Annotated in this window: 15 protein-coding genes; 7 read left to right on the forward strand and 8 right to left on the reverse strand. The window is 68.1% G+C overall.

The window, feature by feature from the left end; translation table 11 throughout:
• Window positions 1–9,554, reverse strand: a 9,554-nt coding sequence (locus ACRDUX_RS26170; protein ID WP_526417994.1) for an SDR family NAD(P)-dependent oxidoreductase, incomplete at its 3' end; no start/stop codon positions are given.
• Between the two features lie 216 nt (window positions 9,555–9,770).
• On the opposite strand from ACRDUX_RS26170, the gene ACRDUX_RS26175 reads away from it, so the two are divergent.
• From ACRDUX_RS26175 to ACRDUX_RS26190, 4 genes are all read left to right on the forward strand, one after another.
• Window positions 9,771–11,387, forward strand: coding sequence for a pyruvate, phosphate dikinase (locus tag ACRDUX_RS26175; RefSeq protein ID WP_526417996.1), 1,617 nt, complete (start codon window positions 9,771–9,773; stop codon window positions 11,385–11,387).
• Window positions 11,387–11,935 (forward strand): MarR family transcriptional regulator, encoded by a 549-nt coding sequence (locus ACRDUX_RS26180; protein ID WP_526417998.1) that lies wholly within the window; start codon window positions 11,387–11,389, stop codon window positions 11,933–11,935. Before ACRDUX_RS26175 ends, ACRDUX_RS26180 begins: the two co-directional genes overlap by 1 nt.
• Before the next feature lie 73 nt (window positions 11,936–12,008).
• Window positions 12,009–12,668, forward strand: coding sequence for a response regulator (locus ACRDUX_RS26185; protein WP_526418000.1), 660 nt, complete (start codon window positions 12,009–12,011; stop codon window positions 12,666–12,668).
• Between the two features lie 2 nt (window positions 12,669–12,670).
• Window positions 12,671–13,867: a sensor histidine kinase gene (locus ACRDUX_RS26190; RefSeq protein WP_526418001.1), complete on the forward strand. Its 1,197-nt coding sequence runs from the start codon at window positions 12,671–12,673 to the stop codon at window positions 13,865–13,867.
• 10 nt (window positions 13,868–13,877) lie between these two features.
• On the opposite strand, the gene ACRDUX_RS26195 is transcribed toward ACRDUX_RS26190, so the two are convergent.
• The 3 genes from ACRDUX_RS26195 to ACRDUX_RS26205 form a co-directional block, all read right to left on the reverse strand.
• On the reverse strand, window positions 13,878–14,120 hold the full coding sequence (locus ACRDUX_RS26195; RefSeq protein ID WP_526418003.1) for a hypothetical protein: 243 nt from the start codon (window positions 14,118–14,120) through the stop codon (window positions 13,878–13,880).
• Window positions 14,121–14,278: 158 nt separating this feature from the next.
• Window positions 14,279–14,779, reverse strand: coding sequence for a hemerythrin domain-containing protein (locus ACRDUX_RS26200; protein ID WP_526418021.1), 501 nt, complete (start codon window positions 14,777–14,779; stop codon window positions 14,279–14,281).
• Window positions 14,780–14,781: 2 nt separating this feature from the next.
• Window positions 14,782–16,188 carry an NAD(P)H-dependent oxidoreductase gene (locus ACRDUX_RS26205; protein ID WP_526418005.1) on the reverse strand — a complete coding sequence of 469 codons (1,407 nt, stop codon included), beginning with the start codon at window positions 16,186–16,188 and terminating at the stop codon, window positions 14,782–14,784.
• A gap of 329 nt (window positions 16,189–16,517) precedes the next feature.
• Here ACRDUX_RS26205 and ACRDUX_RS26210 point away from each other — a divergent pair, with 329 nt between their 5' ends.
• On the forward strand, window positions 16,518–16,730 hold the full coding sequence (locus tag ACRDUX_RS26210; RefSeq protein WP_526418007.1) for a hypothetical protein: 213 nt from the start codon (window positions 16,518–16,520) through the stop codon (window positions 16,728–16,730).
• Window positions 16,731–16,942: 212 nt separating this feature from the next.
• Window positions 16,943–17,893 (forward strand): substrate-binding domain-containing protein, encoded by a 951-nt coding sequence (locus tag ACRDUX_RS26215; protein ID WP_526418009.1) that lies wholly within the window; start codon window positions 16,943–16,945, stop codon window positions 17,891–17,893.
• Window positions 17,894–17,994: 101 nt separating this feature from the next.
• On the opposite strand, the gene ACRDUX_RS26220 is transcribed toward ACRDUX_RS26215, so the two are convergent.
• Both ACRDUX_RS26220 and ACRDUX_RS26225 read right to left on the reverse strand, forming a co-directional pair.
• A complete protein-coding gene (locus ACRDUX_RS26220; RefSeq protein WP_526418011.1) occupies window positions 17,995–18,246 on the reverse strand; it encodes a hypothetical protein in 252 nt (83 codons plus the stop codon).
• A gap of 196 nt (window positions 18,247–18,442) precedes the next feature.
• Window positions 18,443–19,585 (reverse strand): zinc-dependent alcohol dehydrogenase, encoded by a 1,143-nt coding sequence (locus ACRDUX_RS26225; RefSeq protein ID WP_526418013.1) that lies wholly within the window; start codon window positions 19,583–19,585, stop codon window positions 18,443–18,445.
• Window positions 19,586–19,923: 338 nt separating this feature from the next.
• On the opposite strand from ACRDUX_RS26225, the gene ACRDUX_RS26230 reads away from it, so the two are divergent.
• A complete protein-coding gene (locus ACRDUX_RS26230; RefSeq protein ID WP_526418015.1) occupies window positions 19,924–21,015 on the forward strand; it encodes a LacI family DNA-binding transcriptional regulator in 1,092 nt (363 codons plus the stop codon).
• Between the two features lie 463 nt (window positions 21,016–21,478).
• On the opposite strand, the gene ACRDUX_RS26235 is transcribed toward ACRDUX_RS26230, so the two are convergent.
• Together ACRDUX_RS26235 and ACRDUX_RS26240 are read right to left on the reverse strand one after the other, a co-directional pair.
• Window positions 21,479–22,618 (reverse strand): acyl-CoA dehydrogenase family protein, encoded by a 1,140-nt coding sequence (locus tag ACRDUX_RS26235; RefSeq protein WP_526418017.1) that lies wholly within the window; start codon window positions 22,616–22,618, stop codon window positions 21,479–21,481.
• Window positions 22,619–22,665: 47 nt separating this feature from the next.
• On the reverse strand, window positions 22,666–23,299 hold a 634-nt coding region (locus tag ACRDUX_RS26240; RefSeq protein WP_526418019.1), incomplete at its 5' end, for an NAD(P)(+) transhydrogenase (Re/Si-specific) subunit beta.

The raw sequence follows: 23,299 nt of genomic DNA on the forward strand, positions 1-23,299 counted from the left end.
TGCAGGGACACCTTCTGCCAGGAGAACGGCAGAGCCATCTCCCCCTCGCCGTCCTCTCGGCTCAGGACGACCGCGTGTAGTGCGCCGTCGAGCAGCGCGGGGTGGACGCCGAAACCGGCGGACTGCAGATCGCGTGGGACCGCGACCTCGGCGAAGACCTCGTCGCCGCGGCGCCACATCGCCGACAATCCCTGGAAGGTGGGACCGTACTCGTACCCCCGGGCGGACAGCTGCGCGTAGGCGTCGGTGACGTCGACCTCGCGCGCTCCCACGGGTGGCCAGATCGACAGGTCGGCACCGGGGTGTGACGCTGCGACGGAGAGTTCCCCCTCGGCGTGCAGCACCCAGGGGGACGAATTCCGTTGGGCGCGAGAGAAGATCGACACGACGCGGCCGCCCGCATCGTCGGCGGCGCTGACCACGACCTGCACGGCAACGCCGTCGGCCGGAAGCACCATCGGCGCGTGCAGCATCAGCTCGTCGACGACGCCACAGCCCACCTCGTCGCCGGCCCGGATGGCCAGCTCGACGAAGCCCGCGCCGGGAAACAGCACGACGCCGCCGACCGCGTGATCGGCCAGCCACGGGTGCGTCGACAGCGACAGCCTGCCGGTGAGGACGACGCCGCCGGTCTCCGGCGACTCGACGACGGCGCCGAGGAGTGCGTGGTCGGTTCCGCTCAGGCCAAGGCCGACGGCGTCGGTCGATCCCGACGCCCCGCCCGACAACCAGAAGCGCCGCCGCTGGAACGCATACGTCGGCAGGTCGAGCAGCCGCCCGCCCTGGCATGCGGCGCGCCAGTCCACCCGAACCCCAGCGACGTTGAGCTCGGCGAGAGCCGTCAGCAGGGCGGCGGGCTCGGGGCGGTCCTTGCGGATCGTCGATGCCGTGACGGGTTCGGCGTCGGGCAGAGATTGCTCGATCGAGGCGGTAAGGCCCGAGGCGGGGCCGAGTTCGAGGAAGCGGGTGACGCCGACCGACTCGAGGTACCGGGCGCTGTCGGCGAAGCGGACCGCCTCGCGGACATGGCGTCCCCAGTACGACGCGGAGCCGAAGTCGGCGTCGGCAAGCTCGCCGGTGACGTTCGAGATCACCGGAATCATGGCAGGCGCCAACGACATTCCGCTGGCCACCGTATTGAACTCGTTGAGCATCGGCTCCATCAGCGACGAGTGGAACGCATGCGACACCGCGAGCTGATGCACCCGGCGGCCCAGTGCGCGGGCCTCCTCCGCGATGGCAAGCACCGCATCCTGCGGACCCGAGATCACCACGGAGTCGGGGCCGTTGACGGCGGCTAGATCTACGCCGTCACGCAGCAGCGGGAGGATCTCGGCCTCGCTCGACGAGACCGCGACCATCGCACCGCCCTCGGGCTGGCGCTGCATCAGCCTGCCCCGCGCGGCGACGAGAGCGGCGGCGTTCTCCAGCGACAGCACGCCTGCGACGTGCGCTGCGGTCAGCTCGCCGATGGAGTGGCCGAGGACGTAATCCGGCTTCAATCCCCATGACTCGAGGAGGCGGAACAGCGCCACCTCGACGGTGAACAGCGCGGGCTGGGCGAATTCGGTGGAGTCGAGCACCGCGGCGTTGCTGCCCCACATGACGTCGCGGATCGGCCGTAGCAGGTGTCGGTCGAGCTCGCGGGTGGCGGCGTCGAACGCCTCGGCGAACGCGGGGAACTCGGCATGCAGTTCCCGCCCCATGCCCAGCGCCTGGGCGCCCTGGCCGGGGAACACGAACGCCAGCTTGCCCGAACCCGATGCCCGGCCGCGGACCGTGCTCTGGCCCAGCTGATCGTCGGCCAGGGCGAGCAACTCGCCGATGAGCTGCTCGCGATCGGCGCCGAGTACCACCGCGCGGTGGGCGAACGCCGAACGGCCGCCGAGTGTCCACCCGACGTCGACGGGGTCGAGCTCGGGGTGGGCGGCGACGTGCTCGGCGATGCGACGCGCCTGAGCATTCAGTGCCTCAGGGGATTTCGCGGACAGGGCCCACGGCACCATCGACGGCCGGTGCGCCTCGACGGCAGGCGTCTCGAACGTCGGCGCCTGCTCGATGATGACGTGGGCGTTGGTGCCGCTGATGCCGAACGATGACACCCCGGCCCGCCGCGGCGTGCCGTTGGCGGGCCACGGCTGCGCCTCGGTGAGCAGAGCGACCGACCCCATCGACCAGTCGACGTGCGGTGTCGGCTCGTCGACGTGCAGGGTGGCGGGCAGCTGCCCGTGGCGCATCGACTGGACCATCTTGATGATGCCCGCCACGCCAGCAGCCGCCTGGGTGTGGCCCATGTTCGACTTCACCGAGCCCAGCCACAGCGGGTGGCGCCGGTCCTGGCCGTACGTGGCCAGCACCGCCTGGGCCTCGATGGGATCGCCGAGCGTGGTGCCGGTGCCGTGCGCCTCGACGACGTCCACCTCCGAACCGCTGAGCCCGGCATTGGCCAGCGCCGCGCGCAGGACGCGTTGCTGTGATGGTCCGTTCGGAGCGGTCAGCCCGTTGGATGCGCCGTCCTGGTTGATCGCCGAACCGCGGACCAGGGCCAGGACCTGATGGCCCAGCCGACGGGCGTCGGACAGGCGCTCGACGACGAGAATGCCTCCGCCGTCGGCGAATCCGGTGCCGTCCGCGGCACCCGCGAACGACTTGCAGCGCCCGTCGGACGACAGCCCGCGCTGCCTACTGAACTCCACGAAGATGTCCGGGGTGGCGTTGATGGTGACGCCACCAGCGAGCGCGAGATCGCACTCGCCGAGACGCAGCGCCTGCACGGCCATGTGCAGCGCGACCAACGACGAGGAGCACGCGGTGTCGATCGACACTGCCGGACCCTCGAGGCCGAGCACGTAGGAAACCCGGCCCGACGCCACGCTGGACGCCTGGCCCGTCAGGCGGAAGCCCTCGGCGCCGTCGGAGCCCATGCCGTAACCCTGGGCGTAGACGCCCGCGTACACGCCGGTGGCGCTGCCGCGCAGCGACGCGGGGTCGAACCCGCCGCGCTCCAACGCCTCCCAGGCGAGTTCGAGGAACAGCCGCTGCTGCGGGTCCATGGCCAGCGCCTCGGTGGGTGACACGCTGAAGAAGGCCGGGTCGAAGTCGGCGGCGTCGTAGAGGAACCCGCCGGTGTTGGCGTAGGACTTGCCTGCCGCGTCGGGATCGGCGTTGAAGAGCTCGGCCAAATCCCAGCCACGGTCGGTTGGGAAGTCGGAGAGGACGTCGCGGCCGGCGGCGACCATGTCCCACAGCGCTTCCGGCGAGTCGACGCCGCCAGGGTAGCGGCAGGACATGCCGACGATGGCGATCGGCTCGTCGATCACCGAGGTCGCCGTGATCGTCTCGGTGACCGCCTGTGGCGCGCCAGCCAACTCCTGGCGGATGTAGCCGGCCAGCGCCGCAGGCGTCGGGTAGTCGAAGATCAGCGTCGGCGACAGGGACAGCCCGGTCGCGGTCTTCAGCCGGTTGCGTAGCTCGACGGCGGTGAGCGAGTCGAACCCGTGGTCGGAGAACGCCACCTCGGCGGTGATCGCATCGGGCTCGACGGTGCCGAGCACGGTGGCCATGTGCGACCGCAGCAGGTCGAGCACCAGCGCGTGCTGGGCCTCGTCGGAAAGCCCGTGCAGTCGTTGGGCCAGTGCAGATTTCGACTTCGCCGCCACCAGTGAGTCGTCGACGCGTCGTCTGGCCGACGTGCTGGCGAGCTGGGCGAACATCGGCGGCAGCAGCCCGGCGGCCGACCGCGTGCGCAGGGCCCCGCGGTCGATGCGGACGGGAGCCAGTAGCGGCTCGCCGACCACCAGCGCCGAGTCGAACAGCGTCATGGCGTCGTCGGTGGACAGCGCTAGAATGCCGTCGCGGCTCAGCCGGGTGAGGTCGGATTCGCCGAGGTGTCCGGTCATGTCGCTGGCCTGTTCCCACAGCCCCCACGCCAGCGAGGTGCCGGGCAGCCCGTTGGCGCGCCGGTGTGCGGCAAGGGCGTCCAGGAAGGTGTTGGCGGCGCCGTAGTTCGCCTGGCCCGCCGAGCCGACGATACCCGCCATCGACGAGAACATCACGAACGCAGCGGGATTCGCCGTACGGGTCAGCTCGTGCAGGTTCCACGCCGCGTCGACCTTGGCCCGCAGCACGGTGTCGACGCGCGCGGGGGTCAGCGACCCGATCACGGCGTCGTCGAGCACGCCGGTCGCATGGATCACCGCGGACAGCGGATGTGCGGAGTCGATACTCCCCAGCGCGGCGGCCAACTCGTCGCGGTCGGCGGCGTCGGCGGTGACCACCTCGACGTGGGCGCCCGCGTCGGACAGTTCGGCGACCAGGTCTGCCGCGCCTGGGGCGTCGAGCCCGCGACGCGACAGCAGCAGCAGTTGGCGCACACCGTGATTGGCGACGACGTGGCGGGCGACCGAGGCGCCCGCCATGCCGGTTCCGCCCGCGATGAGAACGGTGCCCGCGGCCCATGCGTCGGGCATGGTCATCACGATCTTGCCGACGTGGCGGGCCTGGCTCAGGTACCGAAGCGCGGCGGGTGCGCGCCTGACGTCGAACGTGGTCACCGGCAACGGCCGCAGGATGCCTGATTCGAACATCCCCGACAGCTCGACGATGTATTCGCCCATCCTCGGGCGGCCCGGTTCGAAGAGGTCGAACGCGCGGTAGTGCACGCCCTCGTGCGCCGCGGCGACGGTGTCGGCGTCGCGGATGTCAGTCTTGCCCATCTCGAGAAACACGCCGCCGCGGGGCAGCAGGCGCAGCGACGCATCGACGAAGTCACCCGCGAGCGAGTCCAGCACGACGTCGAACCCGCGCCCGCCGGTAACGGCCAGGAACTTCTGCTCGAAGTCCAGGGTGCGGGAGTCGCCGATGTGGTCGTCGTCGAAGCCCAAGGCCCGCAACGTGTCCCACTTGGGTCGGCTGGCCGTGGTGTAGACGTCCATGCCCCAGTGCCTGGCCAACTGTACGGCAGCCAGACCGACGCCACCCGTTGCGGCATGGATCAGAATCGACTGTCCCGGTTGCACCTTGGCGAGCTCGCGCAACCCGTAGAACGCCGTGGTGAAGACGACCAGCGTTGCGGCGGCCTCCGCATCGGACCAGCCGGTGGGGATCGGAGCGATGAGCCGGGCGTCGGCCTCGACACGGGTGCCGGTGCCCTCGGGGAACAGCCCCATCACGGGGTCGCCGACTGCGAAACCCGTCACGTCGGGGCCGATCTCGACCACCACGCCAGCGCCCTCGCTGCCGAGCAGCGCGTCGTGGGTGAACATGCCGAGCGTGATCATGACGTCGCGGAAGTTGGCTGCGACGGCATGCATCTCGACGCGGATGTGCCCCGGCCGCAGCGGCTGGTCGGCGTTGGGCACCTCTTCGAGAGCGAGGTTGTCGAACGTGCCCGACTCGGTGATGCCGAGCCGCCACGGCTTGCCCGAGCTCGGTGGCTGCAGCACCGAATCGACGCCGCGGCTACGCACCACGCGGGCGGCGTGGGGGATACCAGCGCGCACCATCAGTTGTGGTTCGCCGAGCGCCACCAGCGAGGCCGGATCGACGTCGGCCCCGTCCGCGGCGGTGTCGAGATCGGCGAGCACTAGCCGGCCCGGGTGCTCGTTCTGTGCGGCACGGACGAGGCCCCATACCGCGGCGCCCGCCAGGTCGGTCACGTCGTCGCCGGGCAGCGCCATCGCGCCACGCGTGACGATGATCAGCGAGGAGTCAGAGGGCTCGGCCAAGAATGACTGCACCCGCTCGAGGGCGTGATTGGTGGCGGTGTGGACGGCGGCGGCCAGGTCGGCGGAATCGCTTGATACCGGGACGCTTTCGTAGAGCGACACACCTTCGGCGGAGGACGGAGAGATGGCAGGCGCGGTCACCGGTGACCAGTCCACCTCGAGGAGTTCGCCCTCGGGACCGACGCGGCCGGCCAGCGCGAGCTGATCGGCGTTGACCGGCCGGGTCGTCATCGCCCCGACGGAAAGGACCGGCAGGCCCAACGCGTCGGCGAGGTCGATGGACACCGAGTGCGGGCCCGTCGGCACGATGCGGGCACGCACCGACGATGCCCCCGCCGCGTGCAGCGATACCTGTTGCCAGGAGAACGGCAGTGCTAATTCGAGAGCCGGCTCGGCTCTCCCTGCGGCCAGCGCGACCGCGTGCAATGCCGCGTCGAGCAGGATCGGATGGACGCCGAACTCGCCAGGCTGCACGTCCTGAGGGACGGTGACTTCGGCGAAGACCTCTTCGCCCCGCTGCCACATGGTCGTCAGCCCACGGAACGCCGGGCCGTATTCGTAGCCACGTGCGGCCAAGTCCTGGTACGCGTCGGTGACGTCGACCGCCACGGCACCCGCGGGCGGCCATGCCGACAGGTCGGCGCCGGGCGCCGCTGCGGTGGTGCCGACGACCGCTTCGGCGTGCAGCACCCACGCCGAATCCTCGTCGCCAGGCCTGGAGAACACCGACACCGAGCGCGACCCCGAGTCTTCTGCGGAACCGACGAGCACGCGGATCGGCACTCCCGACGGCGCCACGATGAGCGGTGCCTGCAGGGTCAGCTCCTCGATGACGTGGCAGCCCACCTCGTCGCCCGCCCGGATGACCAGCTCGACGAAGCCAGCGCCGGGGAACAGGACCGTGCCGCCGACCGCGTGGTCGGAGAGCCACGGTTGTGACGACGCCGAAAGCCTGCCCGCCAGCACGACCTGACCCGACTCGGGCACCTCGATGACGGCGCCGAGCAGGGCGTGCGCCGCACCGGCGAGGCCAAGGCCAGACGCGTCCGAGGTCCCGCTCCCACCGCCGGACAGCCAGAAGCGGCGCCGATCGAAGGCATACGTCGGCACGTCGACCAGCTCGCCGCCGGCACACACACTGCGCCAGTCCACGGCGATGCCCGCCGTGAACGCCTGCGCCGCGGCGGTGAGGAAGCGGTCGAGACCGCCCTCGTCGCGGCCGAGGGTGGGCACGACGACGGGGTCCGCGCTTCCCGTGCAGCCGCGCACGGTGTCCTCGATCGCGGCGATCAACGCCGGATGGGGACTGGACTCGACGAACGCCCGGTAGCCGTGCGCGCAGGCGGACCGCACGGCCTGGTCGAACTGGACCGTCTGCCGGATGTTGCGATACCAGTAGTCGGCGTCGAGGGTGGCGCCCTCGACGAGGTCGCCGGTGACAGTGGAGAAGAACGCGGTGCGCGTCGAACGCGGCTCGATGCCGGCAAGCGCTTCCCGCAAGCGGTACTCGACGGGCTCGACCTGTGCCGAGTGCGACGCGTAGTCGACGTCGATGCGGCGGGATCTGATCTCCAGCGCCTCGCACTGCCGAACCAGGGCGTCCAGCGCCGAGGACTCGCCAGAGACGACGACAGCCGAGCGGCCGTTGACCACCGCGACGTCCGCCTGCTCGGGGTCGATGTCCAGTCCGGCCAGCAGTTCGCGGGCCCGCTCGGAGCTGCACGCCAGCGACACCATGCCCGCCGACCCCGACAGCTCGACGAGCAGCTTGCTGCGCAGCGCCACCACGCGGGCGGCGTCGCGAAGGCTCAGCGCGCCCGCTACGTACGCCGCGGCGATCTCGCCCTGGGAATGGCCGATGACGGCGTCCGGCGCCACGCCAACCGAGCGCCACAGCTCAGCCAGCGACACCATCACGGCGAACAGCGCCGGTTGCACGACGTCGACCCGGTCCAGGCCGGGCGCACCCGATTCATCGATCCCCGAGTCGCTGCGCTCCTGCCCGCCGGAACCCCGCAGCACGTCGATCAGCGACCAGTCCACGAACTCCGACAGGGCTTCCGAGCAAGCGCGAAGCTGCTCGGCGAAAACCGGTGATGCGGACATCAGCTCGATACCCATGCCGAGCCACTGGCTGCCCTGGCCAGGGAAGACGAACGCGACCTTGCCCGCGGGCGTGGCGGTGCCGGTGATGGTCCGTGCGCCGAGGTCGCCGGTCGTCAGCTCCGAGAGTCGGGCGAGCAATTGGTCGCGGTCGGCGCCGAGCACCACCGCGCGGTGCTCGAACGAGGTGCGCCCGGCCAGCGTCCACGCGACGTCGCGGCCGTCGAGCTCCTGGTGGCGTCCGAGGTGCTCGGCCAGCTTGAGGGTCTGCCCACGAAGCGCCTCCGCCGACTTGGCCGACAGCACCCAGGGCAGCAGCTTCGGATTCGGAGTCGGGTCAGTGGCCGCCTCGACGGCAGGCGCCGACTCGAGGATCACGTGAGCGTTGGTGCCGCTGATGCCGAAGGACGAGATGCCCGCGCGGCGGGGCGTGTCATCGGCGGGCCACGGCTGCGCCTCGATCAGAAGGGACACCGCACCCGCGGTCCAGTCCACGTGCGGGCTCGGGGCGTCCACGTGCAGCGTGGCGGGCAGCTGTTCGTGCCGCATCGCCTCGATCATCTTGATCACGCCCGCGACGCCCGCCGCGGCCTGCGTGTGGCCCATGTTCGACTTCACCGAACCCAGCCACAGCGGCCGCGTCCGGTCCTGGCCGTAGGTCCCCAGCAGTGCCTGGGCCTCGATCGGATCGCCGAGCGGGGTGCCGGTGCCGTGGCCCTCGACGACGTCGACCTGCGAAGTGGACAGCCCGGCGTTGGCGAGGGCGGCGCGCACCACGCGTTGCTGCGATGGCCCGTTCGGCGCGGTCAGCCCGTTGGAGGCGCCGTCCTGATTGACCGCGGAGCCGCGCACCAGCGCGAGCACCGGATGCCCGAGCCGTTGCGCGTCGGACAGCCGCTCGACGGCGAGCACGCCGCCGCCCTCCGCCCAGCCGACGCCGTCGGCCGCTCCCGCATACGGCTTGCACCTGCCGTCGGGCGCCAGCCCGCGATGACGGCTGAACTCCACGAAGATGGTCGGGGTGGCGTTGACGGTGACACCGCCCGCGAGCGCGAGATCGCACTCGCCGAGGCGCAGGGCCTGGACCGCCATGTGCAGCGCGACCAACGACGACGAGCACGCGGTGTCGATCGAGACTGCGGGGCCCTCCAGCCCCAGCACGTACGCCACGCGGCCCGATGTCACGCTCGACGTCATGCCCGTCAGCCGGTAGCCCTCGATGCTGTCGGCGGACATGCCGTAGCCGCCTGCGATCACGCCCGCGAAGACACCTGTGGCGCTGCCGCGCAGCGACGTCGGGTCGACGCCTGCCCGCTCCAACGCCTCCCACGACAGCTCGAGCAGCATGCGCTGTTGGGGATCCATCGCCAGCGCCTCGCTTGGTGCGATCCCGAAGAAGCCCGCGTCGAAGTCGGCGACGTTCTCGACGAAGCCTCCGGAGCGGGCGTAGGACTTGCCTGGCGCATCCGGATCGGGATCGAACAGCCCGTTGACGTCCCAGCCTCGATCGGCGGGCATGTCGGTCACCACGTCGCGGCCATCGGCCACCATGTTCCAGAGACCCTCGGGCGAGTCGACGCCGCCGGGATACCGGCACGCCATCCCGACCACCGCGATGGGCTCACCAGAGCGCTCCAACAGGGACCGGTTCTGATTCTTCAGCCGATCGATCTGGACGAGCGCCCTGCGCAGCGCTTCGGTGGCGTTCTGGAGTTGATCGGCCATACGGTGTGCCATCCCTGTTCTGGCCACGCCGGTGTGGTGACCCTGAAGTATTCGATTCCGTTCGTCCGTTGGATGAGCCTAGGAGCTGGCGGCGGACTGCACGAACGGTGTGAGTTCATTGTGTTCCCCGGGTGCCGCGAGTTGTCACGTACCTGCATACACTCGGGCACTCCGGGGACTTGGATGCATCACCAGGCGAGACGACGGGGTTGGACGATGGCACTCGGCGCAGGCGACCGGCGCGTTCACGCAGCGCACCGGTATGGCGCCGTGGCATTGGACGCCGCTGCGGGCGCCGGAACGGGTGTGGTCCGCAGCATCGTGGGAGGTAAGGGCCATGCGCTGGCCTCCATGGCGGCCGTCGGGCTGCCGGTGCCGCCCGCCTTCTGCGTGACCGCCGAATGGTGTGAGAACTGCGCGGACGACCCGGCCGAGGTGGTCGACCGCATGTGGCAGGACGTGCTCGGCGGGCTGCAGTGGCTCGAGGCTCAGACGAAGCGGACCTTCGGCAGCGGCCCGCATCCGCTGCTGCTCGCGGTCCGCAGCAGCGGCGTCACGTCCATGCCGGGCATGCTCGAGACCATTCTCGACGTCGGGATCGACGATGCGGTCGCCGCAGCGCTCGCGAACCTGCACTCCGCCGAGTTCGCCCGCGACACCCTTGAGCGCTTCCGCCGGGGTTACCGACGCGCCGTGCCATCCCAGGGCTTGGTGCCAGACGCACCGCTCGAGCAGCTGCGTGGCGCGATCGAGGCGGTCGTGTCGTCGTGGTCGTCGAGTCGGGTGGCGTCGTACCGGGCCCATCATGGGCTGCGCCGGCCCGATGGCGTCGCAATTCTCTTGCAGGCCATGGTCTTCGGGAATCTCGACGTCCGATCGGGCACCGGCGTCCTGTTCACCAGGAACCCCTCGTCCGGCGCGTCGGATCCCTTCGGCGAATGGCTGGCCGCCGCCCAGGGTGACGACGTGGTGTCGGGCACCAGCGACTGCGAACCCCTCGGTGCGCTCCGCGACCAGCTACCGGAGGCGTACGACGAGCTGATCGAGGCGGGTCTGCGCCTGGAACGGATTGGCGCCGACGTCCAGGACGTCGAGTTCACGATCGAGGCGGGCAGGTTGTGGCTACTGCAGTCGCGGGTGGCGCAGCGCTCGCCGCGGGCTGCGCTGCGGCTGGCGCTGGCGTTCCGGAAGGAGGGCGTCATCGACGACGCCGAGGTGCTGATGCGCGTGACTCCCGCCCAGCTCGAAGCCGTCATGTCGGAGCGGTCGGCCCGCGAATCGGCGGGATCACCCCTGGCCACGGGCGTGCCCGCCTGCCCCGGCGTGGTGTCGGGTCTGGTCTGCACGACGAGCGACGAGGCCATCGACGCGGCGGAGGAGGGCCTGGACGTGATCCTGGTGCGCCCGACCACGAGCCCCGACGACGTCGCGGGAATCATGGCCGCCAGGGGCGTCGTGACCGAGGTCGGCGGCGCAAGCAGCCACGCCGCCATCGTCGCCCGTGAACTGGGCAGGCCAGCGGTAGTCGGCTGCGGGAGCGGGCTCAGCGCCAGGCTGGCGGGCCGGATCATCACCGTCGACGGCGATACGGGTGAGGTGCGCGAGGGCGCTGCGGAGCCGTCGGCGGTGGTCGACACTCCCGAACTGCGCCGGTTCGCCGACATCGTCCGTGCGACGAGTCCCCTGCGGGCCCACGCCGACGGGGACTACCCCGCCCTTGCCGATGCCTCCGAGTCGTCGGTGCGCGCCGCGCTGGCAGCGGGGCTCACCGACGTGGTGTCGACGACGCCGCTGCCGGCCATGCACGTCGCAGCGCGGCTGGCGAGGGGCTAGTGACCGGCACGACCGAGTTGTCGATCCTGCAGGCCGTCCGCCTCAAGGGTCGCGTCAGCAGGGCAGACCTGCCCGAGGCAGACGCGTTGATCGACTCCGGCCTTCTCACCGACGGCGCAACGGTGCGGCTCACGGCCGAGGGGCGCGCCAGGCTGGGGGAGCTGCTCGCCGCCGAGCGGGCCACCGTGGACGCCGCGGCGGCGGACCGCGTCTACGACGGTTTCGGTGCGATCAACGCCGACTTCAAGTCCGTCATCTCGCAGTGGCAGCTCGACAAGGCCGGGCCCGCAGCCGACGACGCCGCCGGTGTGGTGCTGGCCCGCGTCGGCGAGCTTCATCGTGCCGTCGTGCCGGTGATCCACGGGGCGGCCGGCCTGGTGCCGCGGCTCGGCGCGTACGCCGGACGTCTTGACGCCGCGCTGCGACTCTCGCAGGCCGGTGACATGGCGTGGCTGACCCGCCCGCTGGTCGACTCGTACCACACGGTGTGGTTCGAACTTCACGAGGAACTGATCGGCCTCGCCGGCCGGACCCGCGAGAGCGGCTGATTCGCCGACTGCCCGCTTGTTTACGGGGGCTCCCGCGTTTTGCGTGCAACAAGCGTGCGCTCGACGTGGGGTGATGTGCGAAGCTGGCGTCGTGACCGGTGAGAAGGTGCGTGTCGTGGTCGGTGACGACCATCCGCTCTTCCGCGACGGCGTGGTGCGAGCGCTCAACTCGAGCGGTTCGATCGACGTGGTCGCCGAGGCCGACGACGGAGTCTCGGCACTGGCGCTGATCCGCGAACACGGGCCGCAGGTGGCGCTTCTGGATTACCGGATGCCAGGACTGGACGGGGCGCAGGTCGCCGCCGCCGTGAAGCGCGACGCGCTTCCGACGCGGGTGCTGTTGATCTCCGCGCACGACGAGTCGGCGATCGTGTACAGCGCGCTGCAGGAGGGCGCGGCGGGGTTCATCTCCAAGGAGTCCAGCCGCGCCGAGCTCGTCGACGCGGTACTGAACTGCGCGAAGGGCCGTGACGTCGTCGCACCCAACCTCGCCGCCGGGCTGGTCGGAGAGATCCAGCGCCGCAACACCTCCGACACCCCGACGCTCAGCGCCCGCGAACGCGAAGTGCTCGTCCTCATCGCTGGCGGGCAGACCATCCCGGCGATGGCGAAGCAGATGTACCTGGCGCCGTCCACGGTGAAGACCCACGTCCAGCGTCTCTACGAGAAGCTCGGGGTCGGGGACCGCGGCGCCGCCGTCGCAGAAGCGATGCGCCGCGGGCTGCTGGAGTAGCGGTGGCCGGCCATTCCCGGCGGATCGTCGACTACTTCGCCGCCGAACCCGTCCGTGTGTCGGCGCTGCTGCGCCTGCCGCTGATCGCGCTGATGGGCTTCCTGGTCTGGCTGTGGGAGGTCAACAGCTGGCTGCCCGAGGTCTACACCACGATCCTCGGCGCCTACGCGGTCGCCGCCGTGCTCTGGGCGGTGCTGGTCTTCCGCGGCCCGGTCCCGTCGTGGGGCGGGTGGCTCTCCACCGGCGTCGACGTGCTGGCGGTGGTGTCGCTGTGCGTCGTGTCCGGGGGTGCGACTGCCGCGCTGCTGCCGGTGTTCTTCCTGCTGCCGCTCTCGGTCGCCTTCGGTGACCGGCCGATCCTGACCGGCGTGCTTGGGGTCGGCACGGCGGTGTGCTACCTCGGCGCGTGGGTCATTTACTCCAAGCGCGACGACCACGTCGGTCTGCCCGACGTCGTCTATCTCCAGTTCGGCTTCCTGCTGTGGCTGGCGGTGGCCACCACGGCGCTGTGCGTGGTGCTGACCCGCCGGGCCGCGCGGGTCACCGCGCTGCTCGACGTCCGCCGCAGGTTGGTCGCGGAGTCGATGCAGGCCGACGAACGCACGAATCGCGTACTGGCCGAACACCTGCACGACGGCCCGCTACAGATCCTGTTGGCCGCGCGGCTGGAACTCGACGAGGTGCGCGGGCGACTTCCCGACCCCGCTCTGGACATGGTCTACGCGGCGCTCAACGACACGGCGGCGGGGCTGCGTTCCACGGTCACCGCGCTACATCCGCAGGTGCTCGCTCAACTCGGGCTCACGCCGGGGGTGACGGAACTGATGCGCCAGTACGAGGGCCGTGGCGACTTCGCCGTCGACGCCGAGCTGGAAGACGTCGGCAGGCCTGCCTCGCAGGCCCTGCTCTACCGGGCGGCGCGCGAATTGCTCGCCAACATCACCAAGCACGCCGACGCGGGTGTGGTCACCATCCGCCTGTTCCGCAGCGGCGACCGGATCGTGCTCACCGTCGCCGACGACGGCGCGGGTTTCGAGCCGTCGATCGTCGAGCAACGCGTCGCTCAGGGACACATCGGATTGGCCTCGTTGCAGGCTCGGTTCGATGCGATGGGCGGCGCCATGTCGATCGAGTCGACACCAGGACACGGCAGCACGGTGACGGTGACGTCGCCGCCAGAAGGCTCCTTGGCCGAGTAAGCAGTCTGCGTCATTCGCCGAAGCTGAAGTGGAGTCCGTGGTGGTGGCGGTGCCACTGGCCACCGGGGTGGGCCGACGGGGGCGGCGTCGCGCGGGTGTTGGGCGAGTGGAAGTTCCCCCTATCGTTCGACGAGATGGACGGGGCGGCGTTGGCTGCTCCCGCCGTGCCGAGGACGGCCCCGCCGGCGATGCCCGCGGCGACGAGCGGCAGAGCGAGGTAGCGGGCCAGTTTGCGAACGGTAGTGATGTTCATTGCGTAAACTCCTGTGTCAGTGAGGATTTGGTGATCCCCGCCGGCTTGTTCCGGCGTTGACACAACTATGTCGCAATGTTGGGCACCGGTATGTCCGGCGACCGGCGGGCACACGGGATGAATCGCGTGTCCACCGATCGGGGGAGGCGCCAGTCGGATCAGGCGGCGCTACCGCGCAGTGCGTCACGTGCGCGGTCCAGCAGCGAGGCGAACGGACCGACGGCGAAGTTGACGAACGCCGACTCGACGCCCGCATGGGGGTGAGTGGGCGCGATGCGCTCGGCGACCTCGACGGCCGTCGCCAGCTTGACCAGTTCCTCGGGTTCGAGCTGCTCGGAGAGCAGGGTGAACTCCTCGGCCTCCTCGAGATCCGCATGCGCGGTGACGGCCGCCTGCAAGTGGATGAGGGCCTTGCTGAATTCGGCTGTCCCGCAGGGGAGTTTCTCGAGTTCACTCAATGCGATCTTCGACTCGTGCTCCTCGGCGAGCCGGGCGCGGGCCACCTCGGCGCCGCCGTCGATCTTCCTCCGGACGCGCGGGTGCACCATCATCTCCTCGGCCGTCTCGTGAACGGCCAACAGGGTGCGCAGCCGGGTGAAGGCATCCCGCTGACGAAAGGGTTCCGCGGCAGTGATCGGCACTGCCGCGGAACCCCGCAGGGCTAGTAGTCGGTCTCGAACATCGAGTCCTGCATACGGCGTAACTGGACGAGCAGCGCGTTCTCGTCGCGCAACTCAACGTCGTCGTAACGCAGGTAATCACCGGCCGGGATGTCGCGCTTGACCTTGGCGCCACGGGCCAGTGCGAACGGGAGGTAGCCACCGCTCTTGACGATCGATGCCTTCTCGACCCGACCTGCGGTGCACTCGCCGCCGATCTCATCGATCACCTCGCCGGCCTTGAGGTCTTTCTTGGTCAGTGCCATGACGTCGGCGTACCGTCGATCGAGCTTGGGGGCGATGGACGGCCGCCCGTGGAGGACGGCGTAGGCGATCGAGATCGGAGCCTGGATCGACACGTAGTGATACGGGGTGTAGAAGATGCCTGCCGCGGAGTTGCCGCCGCCGGTGAGCAGTTGGGCGCGGATCTCGGCGCTGTTGGGGGCCATATTCCCAAGCCCCGCCATGTCACTCATATACACGCGCTGCAGTTCGTTGACGACGCGAACGACCACGAAGCACCAAACCGGCTGTGCATCAGGGCCTTCCGCGGGAAGAATGCGCTCGACCACGCCACTGCGGCTCAGGATTCCGCCGTTGGCCTCAATGTCGAGCAGCCTCGGCACCTCGGTGGCGAAGGTGCCGAACGACGCCTCCGGACCATGCATGCCGCGCACGTCGGGAACCAGGCCCGTCGCATTCGCGATCATCGCGCATTCCTCGTTGGTCTTGGAACCGTCGATGAACGATGCGAACAGCGCCAGGTTCTTCTGCACCGTCGCCGCGGCGAACCGATCCAGGTACTCGTGGGCGTTGTTCTTGTGCCACTTGAGGTCACCGCCGCCATAGTCGTTGCGTCCAGCGGCGATGATCTCGAATCCGAGCGCTTCGGCCTCGTCGTAGAGCGCCTTCACCACGCCGGGCTCATCGCCGTGGACACCGGTGTAGACGACCCCGACGTTGTCGGCGAGTTTCTTGAGGATGTTGCCGATCACGACGTCGCCCTCGACGTTGAACGTGACGAGGTGCTTCTTGGCCATGAGTGTGCCGAAGGCGATCTCGGCGAAGACGAAGGGATTGCCGGTTGCCTCGACGACCACCTCGATCTCCGGCAGGCTCCACGCCACCTGGGCATTCGACGAGCAGACCCGTTTTCCTAGGGCCAGCGCCTCGCGCGCCTGCTGTACCGTCTCGCATACCTCGATGGTTGCCGAGTCCACTCCGGCTTCCTTGAGAGCTGCGACGGCCTTGTTCGAGTCGATGTCGATCACTACCAGGGCGTCCATGCCGATCGCGGTGATGATCTGTTGAACCATCGGCCCACCCATGGCACCGGTGCCGATGACCGCGACGCGAATGGGCCCGGCAGCCGCTTCTCGTTCCCGCAAGGCGTCGTTGATTCCGAACATGTCGTACCGATCCTTCTTCGATTGATGTGGGGCAGGTTGATTGATCATCAGTCCCGCTGATGTTAACGCGTTAACCGTAGGGACGGATTCCGCCGCATGTCAAGCATCGATTGAGAATCGCCGACGCACCGCGGGCGTCGCACCATCGGATCGAGATGGTTAACGGTGGTCCAAGTGGATTCGGCACGTTAGTCTTTGGATCGATGCCCAGTACCCCCGGGGGCCGTCGATGGCATCGGTTGCCCAAGCGCTGAACCTGTCGAGCGCAACGGTGTCCAACGCCTACAAACCGCCCAGACAAATCATCGGCCGACCTGTGCGATCGAATCGTGGCCTACGCGCGCACGGTGGGATACGTGGACCCCAATCCCGTGGCCCGTCAGCCTTCCCGGGGCTGCACCGACACCATCGGATGGGTGTTCGTCGATGAGCTGCGCTACGCCCTTCACCGAGCCCCCGTCGGCTTCATCGAGGGGCTGATCGATGGTGTGCCCGTCGCGTTGTCGTTAAGGACTTCGACCGGGCCCGCGCCCCGCATCTGACGAAACAAGTCGGGCCGTGTTCCTTGACACATCCAGACCCGCATCCTACGGTCTAGCTGACAAGAGGTTAATGCGTTAACAACGCTCCTCGGGTCGGACGTCACGTTTGAACCACTCTGTCCAACAACGTAAGGAGCCTCAGGATGAGCTCGTCAACACCTCGGCGTCGGCAACGACGGATTCGTTCGGCACTACTGGCCGCGGCTGCCTCCATGGTGTTCGTCGCCGCGGTCGGCTGCTCGTCGACCGGAGGCAAACAGGACACCGCGACGTCTTCCACCGGTGCGGGACATGCCGATACGCCTCGCATGGTTTTTGCGATGATCACCCACGAGGTCCCGGGTGACGCGTTCTGGGACATCATCCGCAAGGGCGCCGAGGCGGCCGCCGCGAAGGACAACGTAGAGCTTCGCTACTCGTCGGACCCGGAGGCTCCCAACCAGGCCAACCTTGTACAGAGCGCCATCGACAGCAAGGTCGACGGTATCGCCCTCACCCTGGCCAAACCCGATGCGATGCGCGCGGCAGTCAAGGCCGCCCAGGACGCCGATATCCCAGTTGTCGCATTCAACGGCGGTTTCGACCAGTACAAGTCGATGGGCATCCGGGAGTTCTTCGGCCAGGATGAGCAGAGGTCCGGCGTGGCCGCGGGCGAACGACTCACCGGCGAAGGCGCCAAGAAGGTGCTATGCGTGATCCACGAGCAAGGCTCCGTGATCCACGAAGCTCGTTGCAACGGTGTGGCGCAGGGCTTTAAAGGTCAGACCCAATTCATCAACGTGAACAGCAAAGATATGCCCGCCGTCGAGTCGACCATCACGGCCAAACTTCAGCAAGACCCGTCAATTGATCACGTAATGGGGCTGAGCGCGGCTATTGCGCTGACGGCGGTCCAGTCAGTCGCCAACGCTGGGAGTGACGCGAAAGTGGTCACGTTCGATACTAGTTCCGCGCTCGCTGACGCAATCGAAGATGGCAAGGTCGAGTGGGCGGTCGACCAACAGCCATTCCTGCAGGGTTACCTGGCTGTGGATGCGCTGTGGCTGCTCCGCACCAATGGCAACGTGGTCGGTGGCGGACAACCGGTGCTGACGGGACCCGCATTCGTCGACCATTCCAACATCGACGCAGTCGCTGAACTGGCAAGAGGAGGAACCCGCTGAACCTCGCGCGGGGAGATGACACACGATAGGACGTGAGGACAGGCCACCGGGTAACGCTTTGAACCCGGTGGCTTTCCCTGTTTTTAGAAAGGCGCGCCTGGTCACGGACCGAGCAGCGCCACGATCACCACAATGATGGGTATCGACACAACTGTGGTCCACAGGATGGCGTCCCGTGCGAGGGCTTCGTTCCGCTGGTACACCGAGGCGTAGGTGTTGATGTTCTGGGCGGCGGGTAGCGCCGCGAGCATAGTGACCGTCAGAAGTTGGGTGGGGGAGGCGTGGAATCCCCACCGCGCCACGCAGTAGGCGCCCGACGGCATCAGTAATGTCTTGACGGCTATCACCGACACCAAGTCCAGTTTATCTTCGCGGTGTGAACGGCAATTCAGCGTGCTCAGCGAGATGCCAGTTGTTTCACCACAGTTCCATTTCCACACGCGGGGAATAGCTGTACGGCGCACTTGCGACCGGCCGTCGTCTGCTCCCGTTGGTCGCCGCGGTGAGTATCCGGGTCCGAAGCCGTGCGGTAACGACTGTTTGATTTGGTTACAGCAGGGATTCGGTGATGAGTACCTTGGTCGAATTCTCCGGATCCATCGACGTCTGGACCGCCAAGGCCGCATCGTTGATCGAGAATCGGTGAGAGATCATGTCCTGGAACGGAACCGTCTTATGGTGGCGGGCCAAGAGTGCAAGTGTTCCGGCATATGAACCCAGATCCTCGCCACCGGTACCCATGATGGTGAGGCTCCTGCCGCAGATGACCGCCGGATTGAACTGCTCTTCGCCCATGTCGACGAATGCGCCCACTTCCAGAATCGTGCCGCCGTCGCGAACCATGCGCGACGCCGCGGCGAACGAGCCGGGAAAGCCGGTCGCGTTGATGACGACATCGGCACCGCCGGAGCACAACTCGTGAACATCGCCGATACCGTCGTCGCCTGGCCCTATCTCAATGGTGTCGGCGCCGACCAGGCGTCGGGCCAACGCAAGCCTCTTCTCCGACCGGTCGACCGCGATCACTCGACCTGCACCCATGAGGGCGGCCTTGACGAGATGGGCCACACCCAGCGACCCCACACCCACCACGACGACGGCGTCTCCGGGCAGAAAACCACCTGGCCGCCGGAGGCCGGTGGCGCGTTCCAGACTGTGGGTGACAGCGAAGATCTCGGTGAGCACTGCGACATCGGATGGGAGTTCTTCCGGGACTTTGAATATCGCGGTGCGCGGCTTGAGGTATAGATACTCCGACCAGCCGCCGAACAGGTGGGGAGTCTGGTCGCAGCTCAGCGAGTTTCCGTAATTCGCAAGGTTGCGGCACAGATAGTAGGGGAATCCGGCAAGGCAGTATCCGCAGTGGCCACAGGCGACATTGGGAGCAGGGACGACCCGGTCGCCCACCGCGAGTTCGGTTCCATCGTAAGCGAACACGCCACCTGGACCAATGGCCTCGACGACGCCGAGATTCTCATGGCCCTGGATGATCGGGAACGGCGTGGTCCGTTCCATCTTGGTCCCGGCGTATTGCACGGTCTCGCCGCGGAAGGTGTGTTTGTCAGTTCCGCAGATTCCCGAAGCGATCATCCGCAGCAGGACTGCTCCCGGTTCCAATGCGGCGGGTTTGGGGTACCGGCGAATCTCGATTCGGTGCGGCTCGAGGAGGGTGGCTGCGCGAACGTCGCTCACGTGAGAGCCCTTTCGGCTGGGGATGGGAAGCGCACCTCGTCGAGCACCGCAGACCGTTGGATCGGCGGCGGAGAGGTATGCGTGATCATCAAGTTAACGCGTTAACCGTACTGGGGTCGGCGATTCCGGTCAACCCTGGCCGGATGACCGGCTGTGCGGCTGATGACTTGGGCCACGCGCCGCCGCCTGTCACGTCCACCCTCGGCCGGCGAAGACGTACGCTTCCTGAATGATTGCCGTTCAGCAGTGGCCGTGCTGATGACCAGCTCATCGGGACAACTGGCAATGCCATGGGAAACCGCCGTGGGCCTACCGCTCGACCATTCGCAGTGGGCCGCATGGTGAGAGCGCCCCGTGGCCCGTCGCTGGCTTCGGTTGCAGAGGCGTTGCAGCTGTCGAACGCGACGGTGTCCAACGCCTACAACCGGCCGGACAAACTCTCAGCGGAGTTGCGCGCGCAGATTCTCGCCTATGCCGCCACGGTGGGATATGCGGGTCCCAATCCGGTGGCCCGGCAGCTGTCTCGTGGCCGCACCGACACGATCGGTCTGGTGTTCTCCAACGAACTCACCTATGCGTTCGCCCATCAGGCTGCCGTCGGGTTCCTTGACGGACTGACCAGCGTGTGCGAAGGCACCGAGTACAACCTACTCATCATTCCGACCGGAGCCACTGCCGGCGACCGCCGCGTTTCGAAGATCTCCAGTGCGGCTGTGGACGGAATCATCGTCTACTCGCCTCCAGATGGAGACGTTCGGCTGGAGGCGGTGCTTCACCGAAACGAACCGGTGGTCGTCGTCGAAGGGCCAAAGATGCCTAAACGCGCCGCCTGGGTCGGATTGGACGATCGTGAGGCAGGAAAGACGGTTGCGAACCACCTGCTTGGACTGGGCCACAGACAGTTCGGACTCATAACCTTTGCTCGCGGGCTGCGCCCCTCGCCGGGGATCATCGCGCCGGCCAACGTTGCAGGCGGGGAGTACCGCGTTCCTCGCGAACGGATCGTAGGTGTCGTCGATGCGCTGTCAACCGCGCCGGGTACACAACTGACGGTCTTCGAGTGTTCCCAGGGACCAAGCTCGCGAGAAGCCGGTGCCGCGGCCACAACCGCGTTGCTCGACGTCAGGCCAGACATCACCGCAATCATCTGCCTCGACGATGCATTCGCTCTCGGAGCTCTCGATGCTGCGCGTCAGCGCGCACTGAACGTGCCGGAACAGCTGAGCGTCACCGGGTTTGACGATATCCCGGAGGCCGAGTGGGCGGGGCTGACGACCATTCATCAGCCATTGAAGAGAAAGGGAGAAATTGCCGCCAGCCTGGTACTCGACGCTAAAGAGCACGCCAGGCGCCGGCACAGTGTCGTCGTCTTGCCGTGCGAGCTTCGGGTGCGCCGGACAACGGCAAAAGTACGCAAACGGAGCCGGTGACCCCTCTCTTCCGCGCTCAGGATTTTGCGGCCAACTCCGCAGATAATGTCCTTTGGGTCGATCTTGAAGGTCGGGGTCGCCGAATGCGTCGGTGCGTGAGCTAACGCCGTCCGCGTGACACCGATAACGGGGCGGCTGGGTTCCGTGCTGCAGGCGCTTTCGCCGTCGCGTTGACTGCGCCTTGGTCGTGGGTGGCAACGGCCCACGCCGAGGGGTTCGCGCAACTCGGTAAAGTGCCGGTGCTGGCATCGTCGACGTGCGACCGTAGCGTCAGCATTGAGGCCCAGGTGGCGCCGGTGCAGGTCGACGATCGCCTCGAGGGGCACGCGGGTGCTGGTGCGCCAGGCCGACGTTGACTAAATCGGTAGTTGTCGGCGTCCACCGCTCCTGAGCGATCGCTGCTGCCATGTACTTCTCGCCTGGGGGTCGGCCTCATGGCCGCCACCACAGCTTTTCCTCCGGTCTACGTCGACAAGCCCCGCGCGATCACCAGACGCTGAATCTGGTTGGTGCCCTCGAAGATCTGGGTGATCTTCGCTTCGCGCATGTAGCGCTCGACGCGGTAGTCACGGGTATAGCCCGCGCCGCCGAACACCTGGACGGCGTCGGTGGTGACCTTCATCGCCGCGTCCGTGGCGACCAGTTTCGCCACGCTGGCCTGCGTCGAGTACGGCCGCCCAGCATCCCGTCTGCGCGCGGCGTCCAAGTAGGTGGCCCTGGCGCTGACCACGGCCGCAGCCATGTCGGCCAGCAGGAAGCCCAGCCCCTGGTGGTCGATGATCTTGCGGCCGAACGTCGTTCGCTCATTCGCGTAGCGGCACGCGTCGTCGAGCGCCGCCTGCGCGATACCCACGGCCACCGCCGCGATGCCCAGTCGGCCGGAGTCGAGCGCGCTGAACGCGATCTGCAGTCCCTGGCCCTCGGCCCCGATGAGTCGGTCCGCGTCGAGCCGGGCGTTGTCGTAGAACGCCGACGTCGTAGGAACGGCGTGCAGACCCATCTTCTCCTCGGGCTTGCCGAAGCTCAGGCCCTCGAGCTGGCCGGGCACCAGGAAGCACGAGATACCCCTGGAGCCATCACCCGTGCGGGCGAACAGCGTGTAGAAGTCGGCGACGCCGCCGTGGGTGATCCAGGACTTCGATCCGTTGATGACGTAACCGCCGTCGACCGGCACGGCTGCGCATCGCAGTGCCGCCGCATCGGACCCCGCCTGCGGCTCGGACAGGCTGTACGCGCCGATCTGCTCGCCCGACAGCATCTCGGGCAGCCAGCGCTGCTTCTGCTCGTCGCTGCCGAACGTCAGGAGCGGGTGCGACGACAGGCTGTGCACACTGACGGCCACCGCGACGGCAGCCCAGCGCGCGGCGATCTCCTCGAGCACCTGGAGGTAGACCTCGTACGGCTGCCCGCCACCGCCCCACTCCTCTGGCTGGGGCAGGCTCAGCAGACCCGCCGCACCGAGTTGCGCGAACACCCCATCGGGGTACCTCTCGGTGCGCTCGTGCTCGTCGACGATCGGATCAAGCACCTTGTCCGCGACGTCGCGGGTGAGCGCGATGAGCTCGACGGCGTCGTCAGACGGCAGGAGGCGGTCCACTGGCATGGTTGGACATCCTAGTTTCCGTCAGGCCTGGTTTGTGAAGCGCGGTATCAGACCCCTACGTGCAGCGCCGAGTTGATCGCGTCGACGCGGTCCTTGGCGTCGCCGAACAGCATCTGGGTGTTTTCCCGGAAGAACAGCGGGTTCTGGACGCCTGCGTAGCCGGAGGCCATGGAGCGTTTGAAGACGATGACGTGGTCGGCGTTCCACACCGTAAGTACCGGCATGCCGGCGATGGGGCTGCTCGGGTCCTCGGATGCGGCCGGGTTGACGGTGTCGTTGGCGCCGATGACCAGGACGACCGAGGTGCCGTCGAAGTCGTCGTTGATCTCGTCCATCTCGAGCACGATGTCGTAGGGCACCTTGGCCTCGGCAAGGAGCACGTTCATGTGGCCGGGCAGCCGGCCCGCGACGGGGTGGATGCCGAACCGGACGTTCACACCGCGGTCACGTAGCTTGCGGGTCAGGTCGGCGACGCCGTACTGAGCTTGGGCGACGGCCATGCCGTAACCGGGTGTGATGATCACCGATGTGGCGGACTCGAGCAGTTCGGCCGCGCCCTCGGCGGTGATCTCGCGGTGCTCGCCGTAGTCCTTGTCCTCGGCGGGCCCGGCTTCGATACCGAATCCGCCAGCGATGACGGAGATGAACGACCGGTTCATCGCCTTGCACATGATGTAGGAC

The organism is Mycobacterium sp. (assembly GCF_050701675.1).
Classification (GTDB): Bacteria; Actinomycetota; Actinomycetes; order Mycobacteriales; family Mycobacteriaceae; genus Mycobacterium.